The 23,607-nt window shown below is 46.7% G+C and carries 19 protein-coding genes; 7 read left to right on the top strand and 12 right to left on the bottom strand.

What is annotated here, in order from left to right:
• Positions 1 to 30: 30 nt before the first annotated feature.
• From AAC022_RS16305 to AAC022_RS16255, 11 genes are all read right to left on the bottom strand, one after another.
• Positions 31 to 495, bottom strand: coding sequence for a hypothetical protein (locus tag AAC022_RS16305; RefSeq protein WP_339732669.1), 465 nt, complete (start codon positions 493 to 495; stop codon positions 31 to 33).
• Between the two features lie 51 nt (positions 496 to 546).
• Positions 547 to 1,536: a DUF1559 domain-containing protein gene (locus tag AAC022_RS16300; RefSeq protein ID WP_339732668.1), complete on the bottom strand. Its 990-nt coding sequence runs from the start codon at positions 1,534 to 1,536 to the stop codon at positions 547 to 549.
• Between the two features lie 380 nt (positions 1,537 to 1,916).
• On the bottom strand, positions 1,917 to 2,192 hold the full coding sequence (locus AAC022_RS16295; protein WP_339732667.1) for a ribosomal protein L7/L12: 276 nt from the start codon (positions 2,190 to 2,192) through the stop codon (positions 1,917 to 1,919).
• A 126-nt stretch (positions 2,193 to 2,318) separates the two neighbouring features.
• The gene (locus AAC022_RS16290; protein WP_339732665.1) at positions 2,319 to 2,546 is read right to left on the bottom strand and encodes a hypothetical protein; all 228 of its coding nucleotides are present in this window, start codon (positions 2,544 to 2,546) and stop codon (positions 2,319 to 2,321) included.
• 468 nt (positions 2,547 to 3,014) lie between these two features.
• Entirely contained in the window at positions 3,015 to 4,319 is a 1,305-nt protein-coding gene (locus AAC022_RS16285; protein WP_339732664.1) for a putative sugar nucleotidyl transferase, read from the bottom strand.
• Between the two features lie 212 nt (positions 4,320 to 4,531).
• Positions 4,532 to 5,374, bottom strand: a complete 843-nt coding sequence (locus AAC022_RS16280) for a protein-glutamate O-methyltransferase CheR (protein ID WP_339732662.1) — start codon at positions 5,372 to 5,374, stop codon at positions 4,532 to 4,534.
• A gap of 14 nt (positions 5,375 to 5,388) precedes the next feature.
• The gene (locus tag AAC022_RS16275; protein ID WP_339732659.1) at positions 5,389 to 6,444 is read right to left on the bottom strand and encodes a chemotaxis response regulator protein-glutamate methylesterase; all 1,056 of its coding nucleotides are present in this window, start codon (positions 6,442 to 6,444) and stop codon (positions 5,389 to 5,391) included.
• Positions 6,441 to 6,809, bottom strand: a complete 369-nt coding sequence (locus tag AAC022_RS16270; RefSeq protein ID WP_339732656.1) for a response regulator — start codon at positions 6,807 to 6,809, stop codon at positions 6,441 to 6,443. Before AAC022_RS16270 ends, AAC022_RS16275 begins: the two co-directional genes overlap by 4 nt.
• Before the next feature lie 328 nt (positions 6,810 to 7,137).
• Positions 7,138 to 10,035, bottom strand: a complete 2,898-nt coding sequence (locus tag AAC022_RS16265; protein WP_339732655.1) for a methyl-accepting chemotaxis protein — start codon at positions 10,033 to 10,035, stop codon at positions 7,138 to 7,140.
• A 52-nt stretch (positions 10,036 to 10,087) separates the two neighbouring features.
• Entirely contained in the window at positions 10,088 to 10,564 is a 477-nt protein-coding gene (locus AAC022_RS16260; RefSeq protein WP_339732653.1) for a chemotaxis protein CheW, read from the bottom strand.
• Complete coding sequence (locus AAC022_RS16255; protein ID WP_339732651.1) at positions 10,561 to 13,236, bottom strand: chemotaxis protein CheW; 2,676 nt, start codon at positions 13,234 to 13,236, stop codon at positions 10,561 to 10,563. The genes AAC022_RS16260 and AAC022_RS16255 overlap by 4 nt, the downstream gene beginning before the upstream one ends.
• Before the next feature lie 510 nt (positions 13,237 to 13,746).
• Between AAC022_RS16255 and gap the strand changes: the two genes are divergently transcribed.
• The 6 genes from gap to AAC022_RS16225 all read left to right on the top strand — a co-directional run bounded on the left by gap (position 13,747) and on the right by AAC022_RS16225 (position 20,633).
• Positions 13,747 to 14,766 carry a type I glyceraldehyde-3-phosphate dehydrogenase gene (gene gap, locus AAC022_RS16250; protein ID WP_339732648.1) on the top strand — a complete coding sequence of 340 codons (1,020 nt, stop codon included), beginning with the start codon at positions 13,747 to 13,749 and terminating at the stop codon, positions 14,764 to 14,766.
• Positions 14,767 to 15,042: 276 nt separating this feature from the next.
• Positions 15,043 to 15,747 carry a ribulose-phosphate 3-epimerase gene (rpe, locus tag AAC022_RS16245; protein ID WP_339732646.1) on the top strand — a complete coding sequence of 235 codons (705 nt, stop codon included), beginning with the start codon at positions 15,043 to 15,045 and terminating at the stop codon, positions 15,745 to 15,747.
• A gap of 15 nt (positions 15,748 to 15,762) precedes the next feature.
• Positions 15,763 to 16,437 (top strand): histidine phosphatase family protein, encoded by a 675-nt coding sequence (locus tag AAC022_RS16240; protein WP_339732644.1) that lies wholly within the window; start codon positions 15,763 to 15,765, stop codon positions 16,435 to 16,437.
• A gap of 1 nt (position 16,438) precedes the next feature.
• Positions 16,439 to 17,296 (top strand): acetyl-CoA carboxylase, carboxyltransferase subunit beta, encoded by an 858-nt coding sequence (accD, locus tag AAC022_RS16235; protein ID WP_339732641.1) that lies wholly within the window; start codon positions 16,439 to 16,441, stop codon positions 17,294 to 17,296.
• 176 nt (positions 17,297 to 17,472) lie between these two features.
• The gene (locus AAC022_RS16230) at positions 17,473 to 18,582 is read left to right on the top strand and encodes a serine/threonine-protein kinase (protein ID WP_339732638.1); all 1,110 of its coding nucleotides are present in this window, start codon (positions 17,473 to 17,475) and stop codon (positions 18,580 to 18,582) included.
• 80 nt (positions 18,583 to 18,662) lie between these two features.
• Positions 18,663 to 20,633 carry a UvrD-helicase domain-containing protein gene (locus AAC022_RS16225; RefSeq protein ID WP_339732636.1) on the top strand — a complete coding sequence of 657 codons (1,971 nt, stop codon included), beginning with the start codon at positions 18,663 to 18,665 and terminating at the stop codon, positions 20,631 to 20,633.
• Positions 20,634 to 20,649: 16 nt separating this feature from the next.
• Here AAC022_RS16225 and AAC022_RS16220 read toward each other — a convergent pair whose 3' ends face one another.
• Positions 20,650 to 22,518 carry a chloride channel protein gene (locus tag AAC022_RS16220; RefSeq protein WP_339732633.1) on the bottom strand — a complete coding sequence of 623 codons (1,869 nt, stop codon included), beginning with the start codon at positions 22,516 to 22,518 and terminating at the stop codon, positions 20,650 to 20,652.
• Between the two features lie 230 nt (positions 22,519 to 22,748).
• On the opposite strand from AAC022_RS16220, the gene tsaB reads away from it, so the two are divergent.
• Positions 22,749 to 23,477, top strand: a complete 729-nt coding sequence (tsaB, locus tag AAC022_RS16215; RefSeq protein ID WP_339732632.1) for a tRNA (adenosine(37)-N6)-threonylcarbamoyltransferase complex dimerization subunit type 1 TsaB — start codon at positions 22,749 to 22,751, stop codon at positions 23,475 to 23,477.
• Positions 23,478 to 23,607 lie beyond the last annotated feature (130 nt).

The raw sequence follows: 23,607 nt of genomic DNA, 5'->3' as shown, positions 1-23,607 counted from the left end.
GAGAAGTGATACTTCTTGTCTTTCTATTTCCTATTTCTTCTTAGTCAGTTTTAACTCGATCGGCGTACCGGGAGAAACCGTTGCCCTTAATTCTGATTCATCCTGGCTAGAATACTTACGGTGAAGTGTTTCTTTCGCCGGAGATTCTATGGGGGGTGTTGTATCTCCTTCAGGAACGGGAGTACCATCGGGCAGTAATCGATAGCTGGCAGCCACTCGGTAAGTTCCTACAGGAAGTCCTTCTCCCCCACGACTATATATGACATTGAATTCGCCAGCCTCTTTAGTGCGGGCTTGTCCCCCCACTCCTGGAGTGCCTTCCAGAGGGATGAAAACGAGATCTGCATTGACTAAAGGCTCGTCGTTTAAAGAGACTGCACCTGTGACCGGAGTCAGTTCAGGGCCCGGTTCTGTTGCAGACCCACAACCCACACAGAAACAAAACAGAAACATGACGACGGCAGAAATGACCTGTCCGCAGGGATCGAAGCGCATTGAAAACCTCACTCTTACTTGATTCGTGATTGGGATACTCAGGACTTAGAATTAGGGGAGTTCAACTACCGAACCATCCGACATCGTTCCCAATCGCTTCAACAAGGTAAGATCCGTATTTTCTGAGATGAATCGGACCGCCCCATCACCAAGTCCAAAGTGTGCACCACCTGTGTGTAGACTTCCAACTTGGCCCCAGCTATTTAAGTTACCGACATCGGGACGAGTCCATCCAGTGGGAACATCCCACACATTGATCCCGGGATCAATGTCTCCCCCGGTTGTGACCCAGCCGCGCATTCCCCAGGCAGGTGCCTCGCCATTAGCGACCTCACGTGCCGTTTCACAAACCATGAGAGTATTGGAACTGCCGTCCTTAATATCACTGATTTTGGACCTGCTGTTTTCACCAAAGATTTTCCGAGCATTGGGTGCCTGGTTCGACCACAGATTACAATCAATCGTTTGGTCCGCACTGAATTCATAATTTGTCTGAGCAGGGCCTGGTGCCGCCGCAGTTCCATAAGGCGCACCAGTTCCTAGATGTGTGGAACCACTATCGGAAGGACAGAGAAAAACATCCAGGAGAGCCGACATTGCATCGGCGTTATCCGCTGGATTCCCTGCCAGGGGCTTTCCATTTCCTGTATAACTACAACAGTAACCGCTATTCTGAGCACTATTCGCTGTCTCCTGATTTATTTTATTATAAAGCGGAGCCTGATCTAAAAATGGAAGCAATAAAGATAACCCATTTTTATTGTGGTTTGTTCGTGCTGGACTCAGTGGCATGAAGGTCGCTTTTTCAGAGCACCACCCATAATTGATTGCCCCCGGAGGAAACACCCGATGTGTCTCATGATAATTATGTAATGCCAACGAAATCTGCTTGATTTTGTTCTTACAACTGGCACGACGAGCCGCTTCGCGGGCCTGTTGAACGGCAGGCAACAGCAGGGCAATTAAGATCGCGATAATCGCAATCACGACCAGCAGTTCGATCAACGTAAAACCTAGACGCCTCTTTTGACTTGAAATCATGACGCTCTCCTAAAAAAAGAAAGGATAAAATATTCATAAATTATTCGGCGCTGGCTAAAAAATCTGCCCCAAGGTTTTCCCAAGAGGCCCAGATGTTTAGCAAGATTTATTAAATAAGTAATGAAGAATTGTAGAGCTGATTTTTACTTCGGAGCGGCCTTAATTAATTAAGTATACTTACACAAGTCAGTACCTCAAGAACGAATTAATATTTGTTTCATAGTTTTAGAAAAAAACAATATCACCAATCACCTAAGCCTTTTCACCTAGACAAACTAGAGAAAGTCTGGCGAGCAGACAGGAGTCTCCGAGAATTGAGGGGGAGAGGAAGGGCAAGCCGGAGATTAGTGGACGCGAACGTCCTCAATAAAAAGGAAACTTCAGCGGCCGCAGAAGACGAAAAGTACGAGCAGAGTGGATAGCGTCATTAAGACCATCGAAGCACATCCAGACTTCATCTGAATCTCATACTTCTGGATCAACTCATCGATCACTTCTTTCGATTCTTTCAAGCCAGCGCCCGTGGACTCCCGGTAATCCTTGATGGCCTGGATCTTATTGCCCTGTTTGAGCGAATTCACGATCTTTCTTACAAGCTCGGACTGATCGTCGGCCGCGCCAGTATCTTCTGGCGATTGGGAATCGGAGTCATTCATATCAGCGTATCCTGGGGTAGAGAAAAATGCATCGCCATTAGTTCTACCACCAGGAGCTTGTTTTGTTCAAGGACTTTCCTGGCACCTACCTTGAATTACGCAAAATCGTGCGAGGTCCCGCACGATTTACGATGCAATTACACAATCGGAAACACTACGGTTTCGAGGCTGCACCTCTCCCCGGACACTCCGTATATAGGCATTAGCCAATAGTGTTTTCATCTCTGCCAGAGAAACCTCCTGCAAATCAACTTTCAGCTCGACCAATCGATCCACGACCGCATTAGCCAGCTCTGCACTACTTGCCGCTGGAGCCAACCCATTCCACAATTCTTCCATGACCTGATTTGACATGACCCTCTTCTCCTACTTTCACTATTCACGACTTTGTTTTGTTGATGATCTATTTCCACAGCCTCGAATCCTGTGATTCGAACGATGCTGTTGCTTTCCACCTCTGGAAAAGCTGAATGACTGAATGAATCGCAAGGGCTGTACCAAACTCGCCGAAAAAATGGATTCCAGTCACAGTCCATCCTAAATGCTTATGACTCCCACATCTGGAGCACAAAACACAAATTGAAATTTTCACAAAATGTGCAGGCACCATGCAATTACTGTCGTCATTTTGCGACATTCTTACATCAAGATGATAAATCTTACGAACTGACTGATTCTCCGCAGATTTCCCTCAAGTTCCGCCATACTCTATTCTTGGGCGGGCACTCATCAATATGACAACACAAACCTGCCTCAAGTTCGCTATTGTGCCGCTGCTTAAATTACGCCCCTGAAGCAACGGTCTCGGCGACATACTCTGATTTATGACGCTGACTGAGGGGCAGGGCGGGCAGCCTGTTTCTTATCCCACCATCGGATTGCCTGCTCACGTTCCTCGCTGGTTTCATCGAATAGAGAGACCAGAAGCTTACGCTGACCGGCAGAGAGTGACAGCCCCCTGCGCTGCATGGAATATTCAGCCAGCTGGAAGAGATCCGACAGGTTGATTTGACAGTCAATGCGCCCCAACCAAAATCGCGAAAACGAGGGAAGATGCTTCGGCAGCAACTCTCCCGTGGGCAGTACCATCGACATCACACCAACGGAAGTTCCGGTATTAAACAGACTGTTCAAACCAGTCTTAGTGTGATCTCCGATAAAGCAGCCTACTTTCACCGACTGCGTTTCAACGGGAATCCCCGCTAGTGGAACCTTGACTTCGGAATAATCGTTTTTGAGATCGCTGTTACTGGTTTGCGCTCCCAGATTGACCCAGGGACAAACGTAAGAATGACCTAAGAAACCGTCATGATATTTATTCACGTATCCATGAAGGATCGATTCTTCAATTTCGCCTCCCAGCCTGCAGTACGGCCCGACGGTTGTCCCCGCTTTGAGATTCGCACGAAACAGCCGAGTCCCTTTTCCAATATAGGCTGGTCCTTCAATGCGAGTAAAAGCCTGTATCGTCGCATCTTCCTCGATCACCACAGGTCCTTGACGTGTATCCAGCACGACAAAGGGGTCGATCTCTGCGGAAGCTGCCACCCGCACCATCTCTGGTGGTCCCACGATAGTTAGGTTCCTGGCGTCACCCATCGATGGGTGCGCTGACTGGTCAAAAGTAAAATCAGCAAGTAACTGACTTCGATTCTGATTCACCAGGTCCCAGGGATACTGCAATTCGACCCCCTCAGCAACGACCGACTTTCGGGTCGATGCAATTTTTTGAATCGCATCATCCCAGGCATCAGTTGTTAACAGAGCAGCCTCTTCTGGCTCCAGCAGTAAATAAGCAACTGTCTCCCCCATCATACCAACGGTATCAGGAGAAACGTGAGCCAGTCGTCCGAGCTCAGCATTCGAAGGAAGCCAGCGACCATTGATCAACAGGGTGGGGGCTTCGCTCAGCCAGATGGCGTCATTAATCCGAGCTTCGGGATGCTGTTCTGCGTAGACCTCAGCCAAGGCAGGGCGAATCAATACGCCCCATTCCGCTGTCGGGACAGACCGGAAAAGTCGTTCGCGAACAGAGAGTTGCCCGCACAACAATTCAAACACCGGTCTCAAAAGTGAAATCGGCGCGAATTGCAGCGCAGAACGATCCTCAAATATGGCAAGCCGCATTGTTCTCTGCACTTCCCTGTGCGAAATCAGCAGAATAGGTTCAGTTCGATGAAACTGGAAAGCTTACAGCAGCCCCAGTTTGTATTCTCATATCACATAGATACAAATAAGGAAAGAGAATTTTTTGTCTGTGCAATTCAATACAAAACCAGCTCATTCAATTAGAGAGTTTGTAATCACAGTTTAATAACACAGACTCATCAAAGAGCAGCTTAGCTCACTCCCTGCTTTGCCACATTACGACCAGCTAACTGATAAATGGCAGACTGGCAACCAGACAGCTTACTGTAATTATCGGAAATGCCCAATACGGTTTCAGCAGCCCCCAGCAATAACACACCCGAGGAATGCATTTGCTGACTGACGCGATTTAGAATATTCTTTTTCATCTCAGGTTTGAAGTAAATCAGAACATTGCGACAGAAGACAATGTCAAACATTCCCAGATGTTTGAAATCTTCGAGAAGATTCAAATGTTTCCACTGTATACTGACCCCGGAGTCGGATTTAATCTTCCAACCTTGTTCACATTGCTCAAAATACTTCATCAAGAGCTGAACAGGTAAACCACGCTGAACTTCAAACTGGGAATAAACTCCTTCTTCAGCCCGTTTTAAGGCTTTCGAACACAAGTCCGTCGCCATAATTTGGATATTCCAGTCTGCAAGTTCTGGAAAATGTTCTCGCAACGTCATAATGATACTGTAAGGTTCTTGACCATGAGAGCAGGCAGAGCACCAGATTCGTAACTTCTGAGTCATTTTGCGTTCTGCAATGATATCCGGCAAGATCGAATTCTTGAGCTCATCAAAAGGACGTCTGTCCCGAAAGAACGAGGACTCATTCGTGGTCATCGCTTCCATGACACCCTGCTGCAGAGTAGGGTCAATTTTTGACCTTAAACTCAACACCAGATCTTCAATTCCATTCATGCCGTGAGCTTGAGCGAGTGGAATCAGGCGTGCTTCCAGTAAATACTCTTTATTCTCGCCAAGAGAAAGTCCTGTTGATTCCAATAAAAAATCTGTAATATATTTATAATCTTCTGGAGACACGAGATCACCACTTTCTATAAAGAACAAAGTCGGGCTAATTCAGGAGCAATATTCCTGAGTGGTAAAACCTGGCTGGCCAGTCCTGCATTGGCAATCGCACCAGGCATTCCCCAGACAACACTACTCTGTTCATCTTGTGCGATAATATAACCTTTACGCTCACTGATCAATTGCGCTCCCTCAATCCCATCATCTCCCATCCCTGTTAACATCACTGCCAACACCGAACTGCCATACCATTTTGCTGCTGATGAGTACAAAGGATTTACAGAAGGCCGGCAAAAATGTTCTGGATCATCTTGATTCAAACGAATCACCATTCGATCATCCTGTTTATCAATCACCATATGAAAATCACCCGGGGCGATATAAATATGGCCTCTCTCAATTAATTCGCCATCAATAGCTTCCGCTGTCTGACGCTTCGTTTCCCGTTGAATATGCTCAGCCAGCGACTTTGTAAACAAAGGGGGCATGTGCTGGGCAATGAGGATTGGTAACGAAAATTTCTCTGGTATTGCAGACAACATTGCCTTTAATGCATTGGGACCACCTGTGCTGGACCCAACGACTAAAACCATCGGAGTCTTAGCAGGAAGTACTGCTGCATTCGAACTGCTACTGCGATTTGTGAAACTCGACTGAGGAGTTACTTGCGCAGGCCCCGCTAATGCTTTGATTAACGGAATCAAATTGCGAGCAACTTGTGCAATCGCCTCAGAGGGATTCGTTGCCACTGGCTTGGGAATACAACCTGCAGCACCAATATCAAGCGCTTGCAGAGTGATTTCTGCGCCAGCTCGAGTCAGGGCACTGGCCATGATGACAGGTAGATCAGGATAATCCTGTTTCAGTTGCTTTAAACAACTGATCCCATCCATGACAGGCATTTCAACATCAAGAACGACCACATCCGCCTGGTTATTTTGAAGCCAGGTAAGGGCAGTCTGACCATGCATAGCAGACCCGACCACTTTTAAGTCAGAGTCCATATTGATGGCTTGAGTCATTAATCCCCGAATCACAGCTGAGTCATCGACCACTAAAACTTTGATGACCGAAGGACTCACAAAACACCTGTCTCTTCTAGCTTGTCACGGACAATATCTTCCGTAAAAGGCTTCATGATATACTCATTGGCACCAGCCTGCATGGCTTGTACGATTTGAGGCATATCATTTTCCGTAGTACACATCACCACGATCGGCTGTTTTGCCCGTTCGTCGGCTCGCAATGCGGTTAAAAAACCCATTCCATCCATGATGGGCATATTCCAGTCCAGAAGGACAGCATCGAGATCTGGATTGGCTCGCGCCACTTCCAAAGCCTGTTTGCCATCTTCAGCCTCCAGGACTTCAAGTCCCAGAGTTCCCATCATACGGCGTCCAACAAGTCGAACAGCCCTGGAATCGTCAACTAGTAATATCGATTTCATTTCCACCGGTCTCCCAGTATGTAAAATTAGCTCTTTGTTAATAGCCGATAGCTCAAGTAATGAATGCATAAAATGCGTTGTCACCTCTTGAAATAACGACTGCTCATATTTCTAAACGAAGTCTAGGACACATTTGAGAAGGGGACGTGCTCAAACTGCAAATTCCTTCACTTTTAGCCATTTTGAGCATTTTCCCTCAAAACATCCCATACTCAGGATAGAAAAAAACCGCCAGACTAAACCGATGCACATAAACACATGCTTACTCTGGCGGTATTTTTTCGTTTTATTCAACAGCTGACCAGATTGGCCATGCTTCTCAAATAGATTAGATCGCTCTCATGCGTGTCAGGAAGGAAGCGGCTGCTTCGTCCAGTTTGACAGATTCCTGAGTCAGACCTTGAGCAGCAGCCAACATATCGTTTGCAGAGGTTCCACTGTCTGAGGCAGCTTGAGAGACACCTGAGATATTGTTCGTAACCTCAGCAGTCCCGCGGGCGGCTTCTGCGACATTCCGTGAAATCTCGTTGGTTGCGGCTGTCTGTTCTTCAACAGCACTGGCAATCGTGGTCGAAATCTCATTGATTTTGCGAATACTTTCACCAATCGAACCGATGGCAGAAACAGCAATGTTAGTCGAGCCTTGAATGGCGCCAATTTTTTCACTGATTTCTTCGGTTGCCCGAGCAGTCTGGCGTGCCAGTTCTTTGACTTCGTTCGCTACAACCGCAAACCCTTTGCCGGCTTCACCAGCACGAGCCGCTTCGATCGTCGCGTTTAATGCCAACAGATTCGTCTGCTGAGCAATCGAAGTAATCACTTTGACAACTTGACCAATTTCACTGCTGGCATTGCCCAACTCTTTGATCGTGTCGTTTGTGCGGTCTGCTTCACCCACGGCTTGAGAAGTCATGTGTGACTGCTCTTGCACGTGGCGGGCAATTTCACTGATCGAGGCACTCAATTCTTCTGCAGCAGAAGAAACAGTTTCAACATTGCGTGTCGCTTCTTCACTGGCAGCGGCTACAACCTGAGACTGGCGAGCCGTCTCGTCTGACATATCAGACAAGCTCTTGGAACTGGCCTGCATCTCAGTAGCAGAAGATGTGACGACACTCACAATGCCCTGAATTTCCGATTCAAAATCATTTGCCAAGGTCACCTGATCTGTAACCACAGACCAGCAGATCATCGGACCAATATAGTTGTTATCTTTGTCCATAATTGCAGTTGCTTCGAGATCAAGCGTCTCTTCGCCGACTTTGATTTTGGCGCGGTGCGGCAGGTTTGCAGGATCGGCCAGCAGCTTTCTCTGCAATTCCGGATTCTTATGGAAGATATCAATGCTTTGCCCCATCAGTTGATCAACAGGTTTGGGCAACAAGTGTTCGATAGCTTTTAACTGCTTATATGATGCTGGATTCATATAGACCATGTCATAGTCTTTATTCGCCAACAGAACATTGATGGGAATATTTTCCATCATATTCTGAATGCGTACCATTTCATTCTCGAGCCGTAATTTTTCAGTGATCACTTCCCAGGTCACCATCGGACCAATGTAATTTCCTTGTTCATCCATCACAGCACTGACCAGCAAGTCCAGTTTTTCCGGCCCAACATTAATCACAGCGCGTGTAGGAAGATTGGAAGGATCACTCAGAATCCCTCTCTGATAGGCAGGATTCTTATGGAAGATATCGATATTCTGACCAAGCAAATTTTCAGCTTTAATTGGCAGGAACTGCTGCAAAGCAGATAACTGCTTCTTGGATGCCGGATTCACATACGTAATTTCCAGATCCTTGTTGGCCATCATCACATTGACGGGAATATTTTCCATCATGTTCTGAACACGAACCATATCCTGTTCGGCGCGTTTTTTCGCAGTAATGTCTGACGCATACTTCACAACTTTGAACAGCTTGCCGGCTTTATTTTTGATAGGATTATAGGAGGCAGAAATCCAAACCTCTTTCCCCCCTTTGCCGATTCGTTTGTACTCAGCAACCTGATTCTGCCCGGCATTCAGTTTTTCCCAGAACTCCTTGTACTCATTGCTGTTTTTGAAATCGGTCTCGACAAACAGACTGTGATGTTTCCCCTGAATTTCATCCAGTGAATACCCTAAAGTAACACAGAAATTCTGATTCGCCGTCCGAATCGTACCATCCATGTTGAATTCAATCACAGCTTGAGCGTCACTAATGGCTCCTAACTGACCGGCAAAATCACAGTTCTCTTCTTCCAGTTTTTCGAGTTCTGTATTTTCTTCCCAGACGAGAACGGTACCTACGATATCACCATTCTCAGATTTGGCCGGACTCAAAGCAATCTCAACCGACCGATCACCTAACTTTGCGGTGATCGTCTTTTCTCCTGCCAAGCCTGATAATTTAGTCTGTAGTTCGGGGATCTGCTGATAGAGCTGGCTGATCGATCCCCCCACAAGCTGTTGTGGCTGAATTCCTAATTCACCACTGAGTAGTTTAATTAGCTCCTGACCTTTACGGTTGAGATAAGTCACAGTTCCCTCTGTATTCAAAAACAGAGTCGCCTGTGGGCTGTATTCAACAATGCCATAAAACTGGTCGAGATTCTGCGACTGTTCAGTAGCCGCACCCTGTCCCGTATTCTGTACTGAATCAATCGACATATCGCTATTCTCCTTGGGATTATTGATCTGCTCTTCAGATCTTAATGGTGGTTCGGTTTGTGTGTTGTGTAGTTTCTCTGAAACCGATGGAATGTCCTGTTCGGAATCCACTTCTTCAAAGTTGGCTCCCCGTGAGCCTGATACAGCCGCCGATTGAAGCTGTTTTGCGCGACTAGAGTCTTTGGCACCTTCAATCATGGTTGATGCAACCGCTTCGAGTGCCTGACTCCAGGACTCTTCCAGTTCTTCACTCCATTGATCACCTGCAAACTCAGCCAATACACTCAAAAGCGTACTGGTTACCGGTGGATAATCATCTTCCTGAATTCCCATTTCCCTGTGCTGCTTACCCAGTTGATGTAATACTTTGGTAAGTGCAGGGGGGTTCTCGAGCGATTTCAGCACGAGAACCAGTGCCTGAATTAACTTCCCCCGTTGTTCCGAGAAATCGGTATGCGTGAAATATCGCAGTATGTCGGGATAATCTTCGAATAACTTCTCATAAAACTGTTCAGCTAACTGGTCTGCACGAGGTGCAACCAGTTCGAACGAGTCTCGAAGTGCGGTCACATTTAAATCCACGGGATTGGCCCTTAAAAATCAGCCGAACAAGGAAAGTATTTCAGTCAAAATTTAATATTGTTTCAACATCAAGAATGACAAACAGGCCTTCCTCTAATTGAAAGACACCAATCGTCACAGATCGCCAGTGCTGGTCTAAGGTGCGGGGAACCGGTTCCATCGAGCGACCTGAAACATTGATTACATCACCCACTTCGTCTACCAGTAAGCTGAATGACTCTTCCCCCATTCGAGTAACAACATTCATGGAATCACCCTCTTCCAGATCAGGTAGACCTAAACGTTTTCTCAGATTGACTGCCGTCACTATCTGCCCTCGAAGATTTAACAGCCCTTTAATCTCAGCTCGAGCGAGAGGTGTCGGAGAAATCACTTGTTCGGTGAGTACTTCCTGGACCATATTTACCGGCACGCCAAGTAATTGACCATCAACCCTGAACGAAACGTACTGACTTGAATAATCTAATTGCGATTCCATACCACTACTTGAGTCTAATTTTGCTTTTGTTGTACTCATGCTTTTACTCCTGTTTCATGTTCTATTCTGGCAAAATATTCATCCAGACAAGAAACCAGTTCATGAGAATTAAATTTGACCAGGAACTGATCAAAACCAACTTCAGTTGCCCTCGATTGGTTAATCGAGCTACTTGAAGAAGTTAAAGCGATAGCCTTAATGTTTTTGGTATTATCCTGTTCTTTGAGCCATTCACAGAGCTCAAAGCCATTCATTTCTGGCAAATCAATATCAGTGACCACCGCATGGAACTGTGAGTCTCTCTGCAAAAGTTCAATAGCATTAACACAACTATCGCTAGTCATTACTGAATAGCCCTCAGATTCGAGAGCCGTTGCCACTAATTGGCGGAAGAACATAGAATCATCGACCACTAAAACTCGAAACGTTTTTTTATCTTCCACATCCTCAAACCAGTTCGGTGTAGAGCGTGTGACATAATATTGAGTATCAATGACATCAATAGCATTTTTACCAATGATTGCTGTCCCCAGGATGCCGGACCGATCTGACTGCATACGAATTACAAATTGCTCATCAATGATGTCTTTAATTTCATTGACCATCAGCCCCATTGATCGATTATTGTCCGAGAATACAATCACTGGTTGTGGATCCAATGGCTCGCCAGATCCATAGCCAGCCCCTTCAACGGAGACTAATGGTAGTAAATCCTCACGATATTGAACGACTTGATGCCCACCGTTAGTCTCTATGCTCTCTTGTGGAAACTCTTCTAAACGAGCAACCAGAGCCAAGGGAACAGCCATGGTCTGATTTTCTCCGACGTTGAAAAGCAGCATGCTGATGGTATCCCGATTGGCGCCTGTATTTGTCTCTTCTGACGTCGATTGAGAATGAGCTGCACTACCACCACATTTGTTGAAGATCCCACTTACGTCCAGGATCATCACAACACTCCCGTCTCCCAATATTGTAGTCCCTTGGTAAAGCCCTATATTTTTTAAGAGACGTCCTACAGGCTTCACCACAATTTCTTCGGTGTCAAATATTCTGGATACAATTAGTCCAAATTGATCTTCGCCCACCTGGACCACAACAATGTTGGTAGCATCCAAGTCATGGTCGTCCGGAGGTGTCTCTTCGAGCCCCAGTACTTCGTTTAGATGAACTAAAGGCAGTAACCGATCGCGTAATCGAAAGACCTCTTTATTATGAATGGTTTCAATTTTCTCACGGTCTTCTGCAGATAGCCGTACCAGCTCTACGACACCTAATTGAGGTATCGCAAATGGCTGACCACCACTCTCTAATACCAAGGCAGACACAATTGCCAAAGTCAAAGGAATCTTGATTCGTACCAGAGTCCCTTTTCCTACTTTGGAAGTAAGATCGACAGTACCACCAATTTTTTCAATCTGTGTCCGCACAACGTCCATCCCGACGCCACGCCCAGAAACAGAACTAATTTTTTCAGCCGTCGAAAACCCGGCATGAAAAATCATTGAATAGATATGACTGTCTGAAGCACTAGAAGCATCTGCTTCTTTAATTAATCCTTGAGCAACTGCTTTTGCCAAAACTTTATCGCGACTGATGCCTGCTCCATCATCCTCGATTTCAATAATGACATGCCCACCTTCATGATAAGCATTTAAATTAACCGTTCCCGATTCAGGCTTTCCATTCGCTTTACGTACATCCGGTAATTCAAGTCCATGATCGGCCGAGTTTCTGACCATGTGAGTCAGGGGATCCTTAATTGCATCCAGAACCGTCCGGTCCAACTCGGTTTCTGCCCCCGTCATAACCAATTCGATTTGTTTACTTGTAACTTGTGATAAATCTCGAACGAGTCGAGGCAGCTTGTTCCATGCATTACCAATCGGTTGCATGCGAGTTTTCATAACTCCTTCTTGCAGGTCGGTCGTCACCCGATTTAAAAGTGTGATCGGAGCCGCATACTTGGATTCTTCTTCATCACCTCGTGCAAGTTGCAGCAACTGATTTCTCGTCAGTACCAGCTCACCTACCAGATTCATCAAACTGTCAACCACATTGACATTCACGCGAATTGAAAGGTCGGCCACACTCACCTTGGATGATTTCGTAGAGGTATCTTCTGCCACCGACGCGGGAACTGTAGGCCCTGGTGTCTCTGACTTGGTTTCCGAATTGGCGGCAACAGCTTCTTCCTCATGCTCTACAGCGTTCTCGCTACTCTCAACCAGTGGACTGCTTGAACCCACTTCTACTTCAGGGGCGCTTCCGGCAGGAGTTGTCTCCGAATCAGGCTCCGGTGCAGAGGCAGGGGTTTCTGCTGCCGCTTTGGTAGCATATTCTGCCAGCTCATCCAGCATCAATGTTAAAGAGGAATGATCTGTTTTCGGCTCTTCGCCCGTCGCTTCCAGGCCTTGCAAAAGCGCTTTAATCTGGTCGATCGCTTCCAGGACTAGTGAAATAGCTCCCGGGGAGACATCCAGTATCCTTTCACGCATTTTGCCTAGAACATTCTCTGCAGAATGAGCAACTGCTCCCAGATTTGTCAGCCCGAGAAATCCACAGGTCCCCTTTATCGTATGTATGGTACGAAAAATACTGGCAATCAGCTCAGCATTCTGCGGATCCTTCTCCAACTCAACAATCTCTGAGTCAAGTTGACCTAGATTCTCCCAGCTTTCTGCCAAAAACTCCTGCAGAATGTCGTCCATCAGCCCGCCCTGGTGATAAAGGAACGAAAAAAAGTAAAGACATAGATAAGAGAGATTGTAAGTCACTTAGCAGGAAGAACTTATCGACAACCATTAATATATGGTTAGTCAATACATTCCCCCCAATTATTAGCATTCTCCCCTGAGTCACTATCGTCATTTCTGGCGGACCCGCTTGAGGGTGTATTACCCTTAGATTTGGAAGGGAGGGGAATCCTCTGAATATAATCACCAATTACAAATGACAGGCAACCACCCACAAAACCTATACAAAACCACCACCGACTATAGAACCTGACCAGAAACCTCGACATTATTAAGAACATTCAATTATTAAGAACTCAAAGGAGACTCTGCGTTCGGTTGTGTGGCTGTCCTGAGACGATTACAATCCACCCGATTGAAAGCTCTACGGCAGCCGCAATCAGAGATCCTTAAGGAATTGTTTTCCATCGCGACTGCCGTTAAACGATAAACATCTATTATTATTTGAACTAAGGAGTTAGTCACGTGCCCGTAAAGGTTGGTATCAATGGTTTTGGACGCATTGGCCGTATTACATTCAGAGCGCTTGCTGCGCGACCGGATGAATTCGAAGTGGTTGCCATCAACGACTTGGGAGATCCCAAAAAACTGGCATTGCTCTTAAAATATGACAGTGTTCAGGGGCGTTTCCCCGGAACAGTTGAAGTTGACGGGAGTGACCTGATTGTCGATGGGAAAAAAGTCCGAGTCTGTGCAGAACGCGACCCGCGCGAACTTCCTTGGAAAGAACTGGGAGTGGAAGTCGCTCTTGAATCAACAGGGTTCTTTACAAATCGTGAAGCAGATGGCAAACCAGGTTATGACAGCCACCTGACAGCGGGAGCACGCAAAGTTGTGATTTCGGCTCCGGCCAAAGATGCACCTGATATGACAGTTGTATTCGGCGTGAATGATGATCAACTGACTGCAGATCATCTCTGCGTTTCTAACGCAAGTTGCACAACAAACTGCCTGGCTCCGATGGCCAAGATCATTCATGAAAACTTCGGCATTGAGCATGGCTTGATGACGACAGTGCATGCTTACACAAACGACCAAAGGGTTTCAGATCAGCTTCACGCGGACCCACTTCGTGCTCGCGCTGCTGCCATTAATATCATCCCAACAACCACAGGCGCTGCAAAAGCAGTAGGGCTCGTCTTGCCAGAATTAAATGGTAAGCTTACCGGATTAAGCCTTCGCGTTCCTGTTCCTGTAGGCAGTATCACAGACCTCGTTGTCAATCTGAGCAAAGATGTCACCGCCGAGGAAGTCAATGCAGCCATGAAAGCTGCTGCAGAAGGCCCGCTCAAAGGTATTCTTGAGTATAATACCGATCCGATTGTCTCCAGTGACATCGTTGGTAACCCTCACAGCTCGATTTTTGACTCCACTTGGACCACCGTAATTGGTGGAAATATGCTCAAAGTCTTAAGCTGGTACGATAATGAATATGGTTATTCAAATCGAACTGCTGACATGATTGCTCGTCTGGCGCAACTATAGTCTATAAAAGGGCTTTTAATTATCGAAAAGCCATATTGCAAACCGGAAATCCAGCCGAGATGGAATACATCTCGGCTGTTTTTCAACCTAACAGGCACTAGTCATTAGAATATGCATTTTGACTTTCGACTAGACGTTGCTCGCCAAGATCGTAAAATAGCCCGCTTATAACTTATTCAACATCTCCTCTCAAACTTTTAAACCAAATGATCAAATCGATCCCATAATTCAAAGAACTTGCTTTTGGCTTTGAATTGGATATCATTCCTGAATTCTATGACAAATCAAAAACTTCAGAGTAAATTGAATACACCTTTTCCCGTCATCGCCCCGTCGATGCTGAAGTGTGACTTCGGCAATCTTCATCGGGAAGTCGAATTATTGGAAGCGGCTGAAGCAGCAGTACTTCATTGGGATGTGATGGACGGACATTTTGTCCCCAACCTCTCCTATGGGGCGCTGTTGATTGAACGAGTCAGACCGTTGACTCAGATGTTCTTTGACGCGCACTTAATGGTCAGCAATCCAGAAAAATATATCGACGATTACATTAAAGCGGGTTGTGATTCAATCACGATTCATATTGAAGCTGTTCCTGATCCACAAGAGATCCTGTCGCATCTGAAAAAATCTGGTGTCATACCGGGCTTGGCCATCAGTCCGAAAACTCCCATAACGATGATTGAACCTTATCTTGATTCTTGTGGCTTGATCCTCGTGATGAGTGTCGAACCAGGATTTGGGGGGCAATCATTCATCGAATCAAGCCTGCCCAAAATCAAGCAGCTGAAAACGATGCTTTCCAAAGAGACCATTCTTTCTGTTGATGGGGGAATAGGTCTGGAAACAATTGCTGAAGCGGCCGGTGCTGGCGCCAACTATTTTGTCGTTGGCAGTGCACTGTTCAGCCAGGCAGATTATTCGATTGCTGTAAGCGAACTGGTAGAAAAAGCCAGGAGCCAAACAGCTTCCTTCACATAAAAGAGATTTGAAACAATGCCCACTGTGGTACTAATCCGTCCTGGTTGTACAGACTTTGATAAAGATGCACGAATCCAGGGAACCCTGGACCTTCCAATGAATGAGGAAGGGGAAGCACAAGTCAAAAATTTGCTGCCCAAGATCGAGGGTTCCGGTATTGAAACGATTATCACTTCCTCTTCGGAACCGGCGCGCTCAACAGCCGAACAACTCGGTGAAAACCTCGGCGTTCCGGTCAAAGAAAAAGAGGGATTAAAAAATCTCAACCAGGGTCTCTGGCAGGGACTAGAGTATGAAGAAGTACGCCGTAAATACCCCAAGCTTCTTAAACAATGGTCCGAATCACCTGAAACGGTCTGCCCTCCAGAAGGGGAACTCGCTTCAGAAGCAGTAAAACGCGTTGAAAAAACACTGCAGAAGTATTTGAAAAAGAAACAAAACTTTGCAATCGTCGCCTCTGAGCCCCTGGCCACAATCATTTCCACTCTCTTGAGAAATGAGCAAAAAGAAAAAATTTCGTTTGAGCACAGCGGTCGCTTCTGTCAGAATGAAATGTTTGAAATTCTTGAGTCACCTCCGAAAAAAAGTGATTCAAAACAGATAAGTTCGGACGATCAATCTAAAAAGAAGGACCCGCAACAAGATCAGGGATGCCATGACGAAAAGTGGCGGTTCGAGGAGGCTAAGTAAAATGAGTTCTGCTCCCAAGTCAAATGTTGATTCATGGTTAAGCCATACATCATCTCGCCCGAAGCGCGGCGTTCCAGAAGGTCTCTGGTTACGCTGTACTGAATGTAATGCTACGGTTTTCAGGAAACAGGTCGAGCAGGGTTTAGGCCTCTGTCCTGAGTGCGATCACCATTTTATTATCTCTGCACAAACCCGCATTCAACAGCTGTTAGACCCTGACAGTTTTGAAGAATGGTATCCCGATTTAACGGCGGGAGACCCACTGGAATTTGCGGATAAAAACAAAACCTACAAAGACCGCCTTCTCATTGAACAAAAGAAAACAGGCATGAAAGACGCCTGCGTGGTCGGCCGAGGTTATATGCGAGGTCGCCCTCTGGTGGTGGGAATCACCGATTCCTCTTTCATCATGGGCAGTATGGGCTCTGTCGTAGGCGAAAAACTGACACGCGCCATCGAACAGGCCACTGAGTTAAATCTTCCGCTGATCATTATCAGCGGCTCGGGAGGTGGTGCCCGGATGCATGAAGGCATTTTCTCCTTAATGCAAATGGGAAAAGTCTCTGCAGCATTGGGACGCTACCATGAAAAAGGCGGGCTATTTATCTCTGTATTAACCAATCCGACAATGGGAGGGGTGGCGGCAAGCTTTGCATCTCTGGGTGATATTGTTGTCGCTGAACCCAAAGCACTCGTCGGGTTTGCGGGACCGCGCGTCGTTGAAGCCACGATAAAAAAACCCCTGCCTGACGGATTCCAGACCAGTGAGTTTCTGCTCGAACACGGGTTTGTCGATCGAATTATTCCCAGACCCAAACTGCGATCAGAATTAGCGCGCCTGATTGACTATTGCGTGTAATTCCCCCACTCATGCATCTGGGGGGAAGTTTCATCTGAAGAATCAAAAGCTTTCGGCAGTACCGCTTTGCGTATCTCTGTGAAGACAATTATACTATCGGGGGTGGGCTGGTAATTTTTTACTGAGCGGGAAATTCAGATTTGCACTGAATTCACTCTTTGCTTTCTGGTGAATGCATGAACTTTCTAAAGCGTTTCTTTTCAAAACAGCCCCGCATACCGCGTGTGAATATCAAACAACGTTTTGAGCTCATCGGACGCGTCGGTCAGGGAAGTATGTCCAAGGTCTGGCGCGCCCGGGACTACAATACGGGTAAGACCGTGGCACTCAAAGTCCTGCATAAAGAAAAAACAGAGGAACTCGAAGCACGTTTTGTCGGACTGAATAAACCAAAGGAAGGCGAAATTGCAGTTCAGTTTCACCATCCGCATATCGTCAAAACTTTTGAGCACGGCATTACCACCGAGAAAGAACAGTTTCTCGTGATGGAATTTATCGAAGGCTATAGCCTCAGCTATCTGGTCGAAGCACAAAACGAAGACATGCGCAAGAATTGCCTGAAATATATGATTCAGCTGGGAGAGGCAATTAACTACTTCCATCAGGAAAACTGGATTCACCGTGATATCTGTCCCCGAAATATCATGGTCAATAATGAGCAGCAACTGAAGTTGATCGACTTTGGTCTGGTTGTCCCCAATACAGCAGCCTTTCTGCAACCCGGAAATCGTACGGGCACAGCCGCTTACATGGCGCCGGAACTGATCAAACGCCAGAAGACCAGCCAGAAAATCGACATCTTTTCCTTTTCCGTGACCTGCTATGAAATGCTTACCAAACGATTACCCTGGGAAGCAGCAGAAACTCTGGATGCCGTCCTGCAACACATTAATACTCCCCCTGAAAATATTCAAAAGCTGCTGCCAGACCTGAACCCCCAGGTAGCAGAAACAATTATGAAAGGCCTTGAGCTCTATCCGCAAGATCGCTGGCAAACGATGGAAGCAATGCTCGAACCACTCAAGCAGGCCTTTCAAACGAATCAACAGCAGTTGAGAGAATCAAAATCTGCCCAGAGTACGAAACCATCAGCGAAAACAGCCGCTCCGGCTCCAAAGAAAAAAAAGGCTGCCGACCAGCCCGCTTCCCAGACAAAACGACCGCCGCAGGGAAAAAAGAAAATCAAAAAAAACAATGCTCAGGACGCTCCTGTAAAGACGGATCGTCCCCCAACGAAAAAACCAACATCAAAACCAAAACGCAAGAATCCGGATGAGAATTCCTGAATTCAACTCATCTGAAGTGAATCATCTTTCGATGATATAGATTTCGTCTTCGTTTCATCTTTCGACAATTGATCAATTTCATGCCCCTGTCTCCCAGCCCGAATCAATCGAGCCAGCTTTCGTCACTCAACCCGGCCCAGCGTGAAGCAGCCACGACTCTCAAAGGCCCACTCCTGGTCTTAGCAGGCGCAGGTACCGGCAAAACCCGAGTGATTACCTATCGAATGGTTGAACTCATTCGTCAGGGAGTCCCGCCTAATAAAATCTTGTCTGTGACATTCACGAATAAAGCAGCCAAAGAGATGCAGCAGCGGATGAAGAAATTACTGGGTAAACGACTGCCTGCGAAACCGGTTATCTCGACATTTCATTCGCTCTGTGTACGAGTTTTGCGGGAAGAGATTTCAGTCTTGGGTTACCCAGAGAAATTCGTGATCTACGATCGAGGCGACCAGGAATCGGCGGCTCGCTCTGCACTCCGTGATATTCGTGTGAATGATAAAAGTCTGCGGCCAGGAGATCTGCTCAATCGAATCAGTAACTGGAAAATGGCACACGTCACCCCTGAACAGGCCACGGATCATACAGAGAATGACTTTGATTTTCTCGCTGCGATGGCGTATCGAAAATACCAGACCAAATTACGCTCCAGCGGCGCGGTGGATTTTGATGATTTATTAATGCTGACCAATGAGCTGTTTACAATTTCCCCCGAAGCACTGGAACGCACCCAAAACAGATTTGACTATATTCAGATTGATGAATATCAAGATACAAACCTCTCACAAATTAATCTGATTCGCGCGCTGGTCAAACCACACCAGAACCTGTGTGTGGTTGGGGACGACGATCAGTCCATTTATGGTTGGCGCGGCGCGGAAGTACGGCACATCTTGGGGTTTCAACAACAATTCCCCGGCGCCAAAGTAGTACGGCTTGAGAGCAACTACCGCTGCACAGACAAAATCATTGACGTGGCCAACCGGCTTGTGAAACACAATCGTGATCGACACAAAAAACAATTGATCGCACATAAGAAAATGGGGTCCCCCGTTCGATTCCTGGAACTGGAAGACGAATCAACGGAAGCAGAAAAAATCATAGGCGAAATCAGATACCTGCACGAAGCCCAAGAAGTGCCTCTACGTGATTTTGCCATTCTGTTTCGGACCAATGAACAACCTCGCGTGTTTGAAACCGAATTACGTCGCACGAATGTACGCTACCAGCTCATCGGCAGCCAGTCATTTTTTGATCGCCGTGAAATCCGCGATCTATTAGCCTATCTCAAAACCCTGGCATTTCCCCACGATGAACTGTCCATGCTGCGAATCATCAATACTCCGACCCGGGGAATTGGCAACAGTACCGTTGAAAAGCTGGTCAATCAGTCCGTCAAAGCAGGGGACCGGTTTTGGGAAACGGTCGCTTCAGCTCAAAATACAAACGAGTTGAGTGCACGCGCCAGCACGGCACTCAATGGATTTCACGATTTGATCAAACGCTATCGTGCGCGCCTCGAACAGTCTCCCCATGATCTTGCCCGGATTATGCACGATCTGATCAAAGAAATCGATTATGAATCAGAAATCAAAAAGCAATATAAGACATCAGAACAACAGCTGTCTCGAATTGTAGTCCTTGAGCAATTTATCGAATCCATCAATGAATACTGCAAGCGTTCCAGCGACCCTACACCGATCGGTTTTCTGGAAGAGACCGCATTGGGGGACCGGGACGACTTAAATGAAAAAGAAGATCAGCTCGCACAAGATGCTGTCAAGCTGATGACATTACATAGTGCCAAAGGGCTGGAATTCCCACGTGTCTATTTAGTCGGTATGGAAGAAGGTCTGTTGCCACATAAACGCTCGGTTGAGGGAACAGACGCTGAAATTGCAGAAGAAAGACGGATTGCTTATGTCGGCATTACCAGAGCAGAGGACTATCTGACATTAAGCCGCGCTGCCACACGCACAAAGTGGGGAAAAAAACAGCCCACGCTTCCTTCTCGCTTCCTGTTTGAAATGCGAAAGACGGACGAAGAGTGACCTTGCGATGCCCCTCTTATTCGTCACACTCTTCACCAGCACGCTTACATTTCATTAACTGCTGATTATAGTAACCAATCGTTTCCTTACGATTCAGCATACCCAGCAATATTTCCGGATCATGCTCATCGACCACGGGTAACACCTCGACATTGATCGATGTAAAACGTTGCATCGCCGTATTCAAATCGTCATCCGGACTGACTTTCACGAAATCGGACTGCATAATATCCCGTGCCACAGCCAGCTTCCAGATGGTCTCATCATACAGATAAGCCCGAACGTCATCTTCCGAAAAAATGCCGATGATTCTTTCATTATCGTCAACAACAGGAAAATAGTGCTGCTGAGTACCTGCCAGAGAATGCACGATTTCATCCAATGATTTCGACTCATGGATTAGTTGAATTTTTCGCTCCGGATCAAACACATCGGAAACCCGACTCCCTTCAAGCACATCTACCAGAAAGTCTCCCCGATGCGCAGGTGATGTGAGGCGGCTGGGATACTGCTTCTGATACAAGTGCACTTTCTGGCACAACACGAAACAGAGTGTTGAAGCCAGCATGGTCGGCAGCAACAAAGAATAGTTCCCCGTAATTTCAGAAACCATGATAATGGTCGAAATCGGCGCGTGTGCCGCTCCAGCAAAAAAGCCGGCCATCCCCACCAGCCCGAAAGCCTCCGGCTGAGTCACCAATTCAGGCCAAAGCTGCTGTAAAATCAGCCCTGTCGCCGTCCCCACACAGCCGCCAATCACCATTGATGGTCCAAATACCCCACCGGAACCACCAGAACCAATCGTAAGCGAGGTCGTAAACACTTTGACGAATGCAACGGTAAGTAGCAGCGGAATACTGAGACCTGCCGCCGAAGTCAACGCATTCTGTAGAAGTCCATAGCCAGTTGACATGACCGACAAGGCACGCACGTCTTCATCAAAAAGAAAATACATGCCGATCCCAACCAGTCCTGTCAGAAAGGCACCAATGGCCGGCCTGAACATCGGCTTGACCGGCAATAATTTGAATAAGCGATTGGTGCCATAAAATGTCTTCACATAAAAGATGGCAGCCAAACTCAACACGATTGACAAGATCGTATAGGGAATCAATTCCCCATGAGAATCGACCGTATGATGCAAGCTATCTCCAAATAGCGGCATAAATCGCAATTCCTGGGGAAGTGAAAGACAATAGACGGAATAAGCGATAATCGATGACATCGCCGCCGGTACAATCACATCCGATTCAAAGTCGGCATTGCTGTAGAGAATCTCTGCAGCGAATAAGGCACCTGCCAGCGGGGCACGAAAGATCCCACCAATTCCAGCCCCCACTCCAGCAGCAAGCATGATTCTTCGATCACGGGCCGACAGCTTTAACAAACTTGCAACCCACGAACCAAATCCGGCACCAATCTGAGCAATGGGACCTTCACGTCCACCGGAACCTCCGGTCCCTAAGGTCAGGGCAGACGCAATAGTTTTGATCAGCGGAACGCGCGGCTGAATGATCCCACGTTTATTATGAAATGCGTCAATGGCCGCATCAGTTCCATGACCTTCTGCTTCGGGTGCGAAATTATAGACGATTAACCCTGAAGCCAGCCCCCCTAAGGTAATCACCACTAACATCAACCAGGGAGAAAAGTCCGCATGTTTTTTTGCCTCTTCATAGATGGAATGCTCGCCTATCGTTTGCGGGTGATCAAAACCGGAAATCGAAACGAGTGTATAATGCTGGACTACTTGAGTGAACACATCAAATACGATGGCGCCCAAGCCAGCGACAACACCAATCAATATGGAAAGCACGAACCATTTACTATTCGTTCTCAGATCGAATGATGTCAGAAACTGACCAAATGTTTTCAAATAAGCCATTTTCAATGATAACAATCAGGAAGGTGGTTAGAAAATCGCCGGCACGCCAGAAAAACAAAATACATTCTGCACGTTTGACTTTCATCGGAGGTAACTGTTGCTGCTTCTTTATCAAACACACTCTGACAAATTCGAGCTAGAAGACTTGGAAGGATTACCGGAGTTTGTAATACTTTAACTGGTTTTAACCGATTTGCCCCCCCTTTTCGATGTCTATTAATTGAGTCAGTGTGGAATATCCCCAGTTTTATCTAGGTATCGAGACTTCAGGGCATAGTGGGTCCATCGCATTCTATGGCCCTCAGCAGCAAATTGTGCAAGTTAATTTGCAACAGCAGGGGCGGAAACATGCACAGACTCTGGTTGCCGAAGTAAAAAAACTTCTGGATCAGCTCAATTTATCCCCAGGTCAAATTTCAGGAATCGGTGTCAGCCGCGGCCCTGGCAGTTTTACGGGCCTGAGAATCGGTACCACGTTCGCCAAAACTTTTGGTTACGTGACAGGCTGTCCTGTCTTAGGAATTGACACGTTTGAGGCGATTGCCCTCAACTGTCCACCAGAGATTCAGGAAACCTACGTGATCTCCAATGCACAACGGGGCGACCTGTTCGTCGGCAAATATCTCAAAATTTCAGACAACCAGTGGCAACAAACATCGGAAGTCGGCTTGTGTGAAATGACCGATTTTTGTCGTTCTCTTGCCCCCGGCTCAACAATTACGGGTCCTGGAATCGAGTTGCTTGAAACATCGCTTTTAAACACTGTTCGTCTCCTGGAATCGGAACAGCGATTGCCAGTCGCAGCCAAGATCTCTGAAATCACAGCACGAATTCTTCAAAACAACCTGCCTGAGCAGCATGAATCTCTCAATGAAGTCTGGAGTTTGACTCCCTTTTATTTGCGGAAAAGTGCTGCGGAAGAAAAATGGGATGCACAGCGACAGAACCAGACAGATTGATCCAGAACATTTCTCATTCGGAGCAATTCCATCGTGAGTGGCGAGAGGGGATCAAATTGATTCAGAACTCTGGATTTGTTATTTTCTCGAAACAATTTCAATAAGACACTCTCACCCTGAATCCGGCTTG

This window comes from uncultured Gimesia sp. (assembly GCF_963976445.1).
Classification (GTDB): domain Bacteria; phylum Planctomycetota; class Planctomycetia; order Planctomycetales; family Planctomycetaceae; genus Gimesia.
Note: the sequence above shows the minus strand (reverse complement) of the source record. Positions and strands in the feature narration are given on the sequence as shown.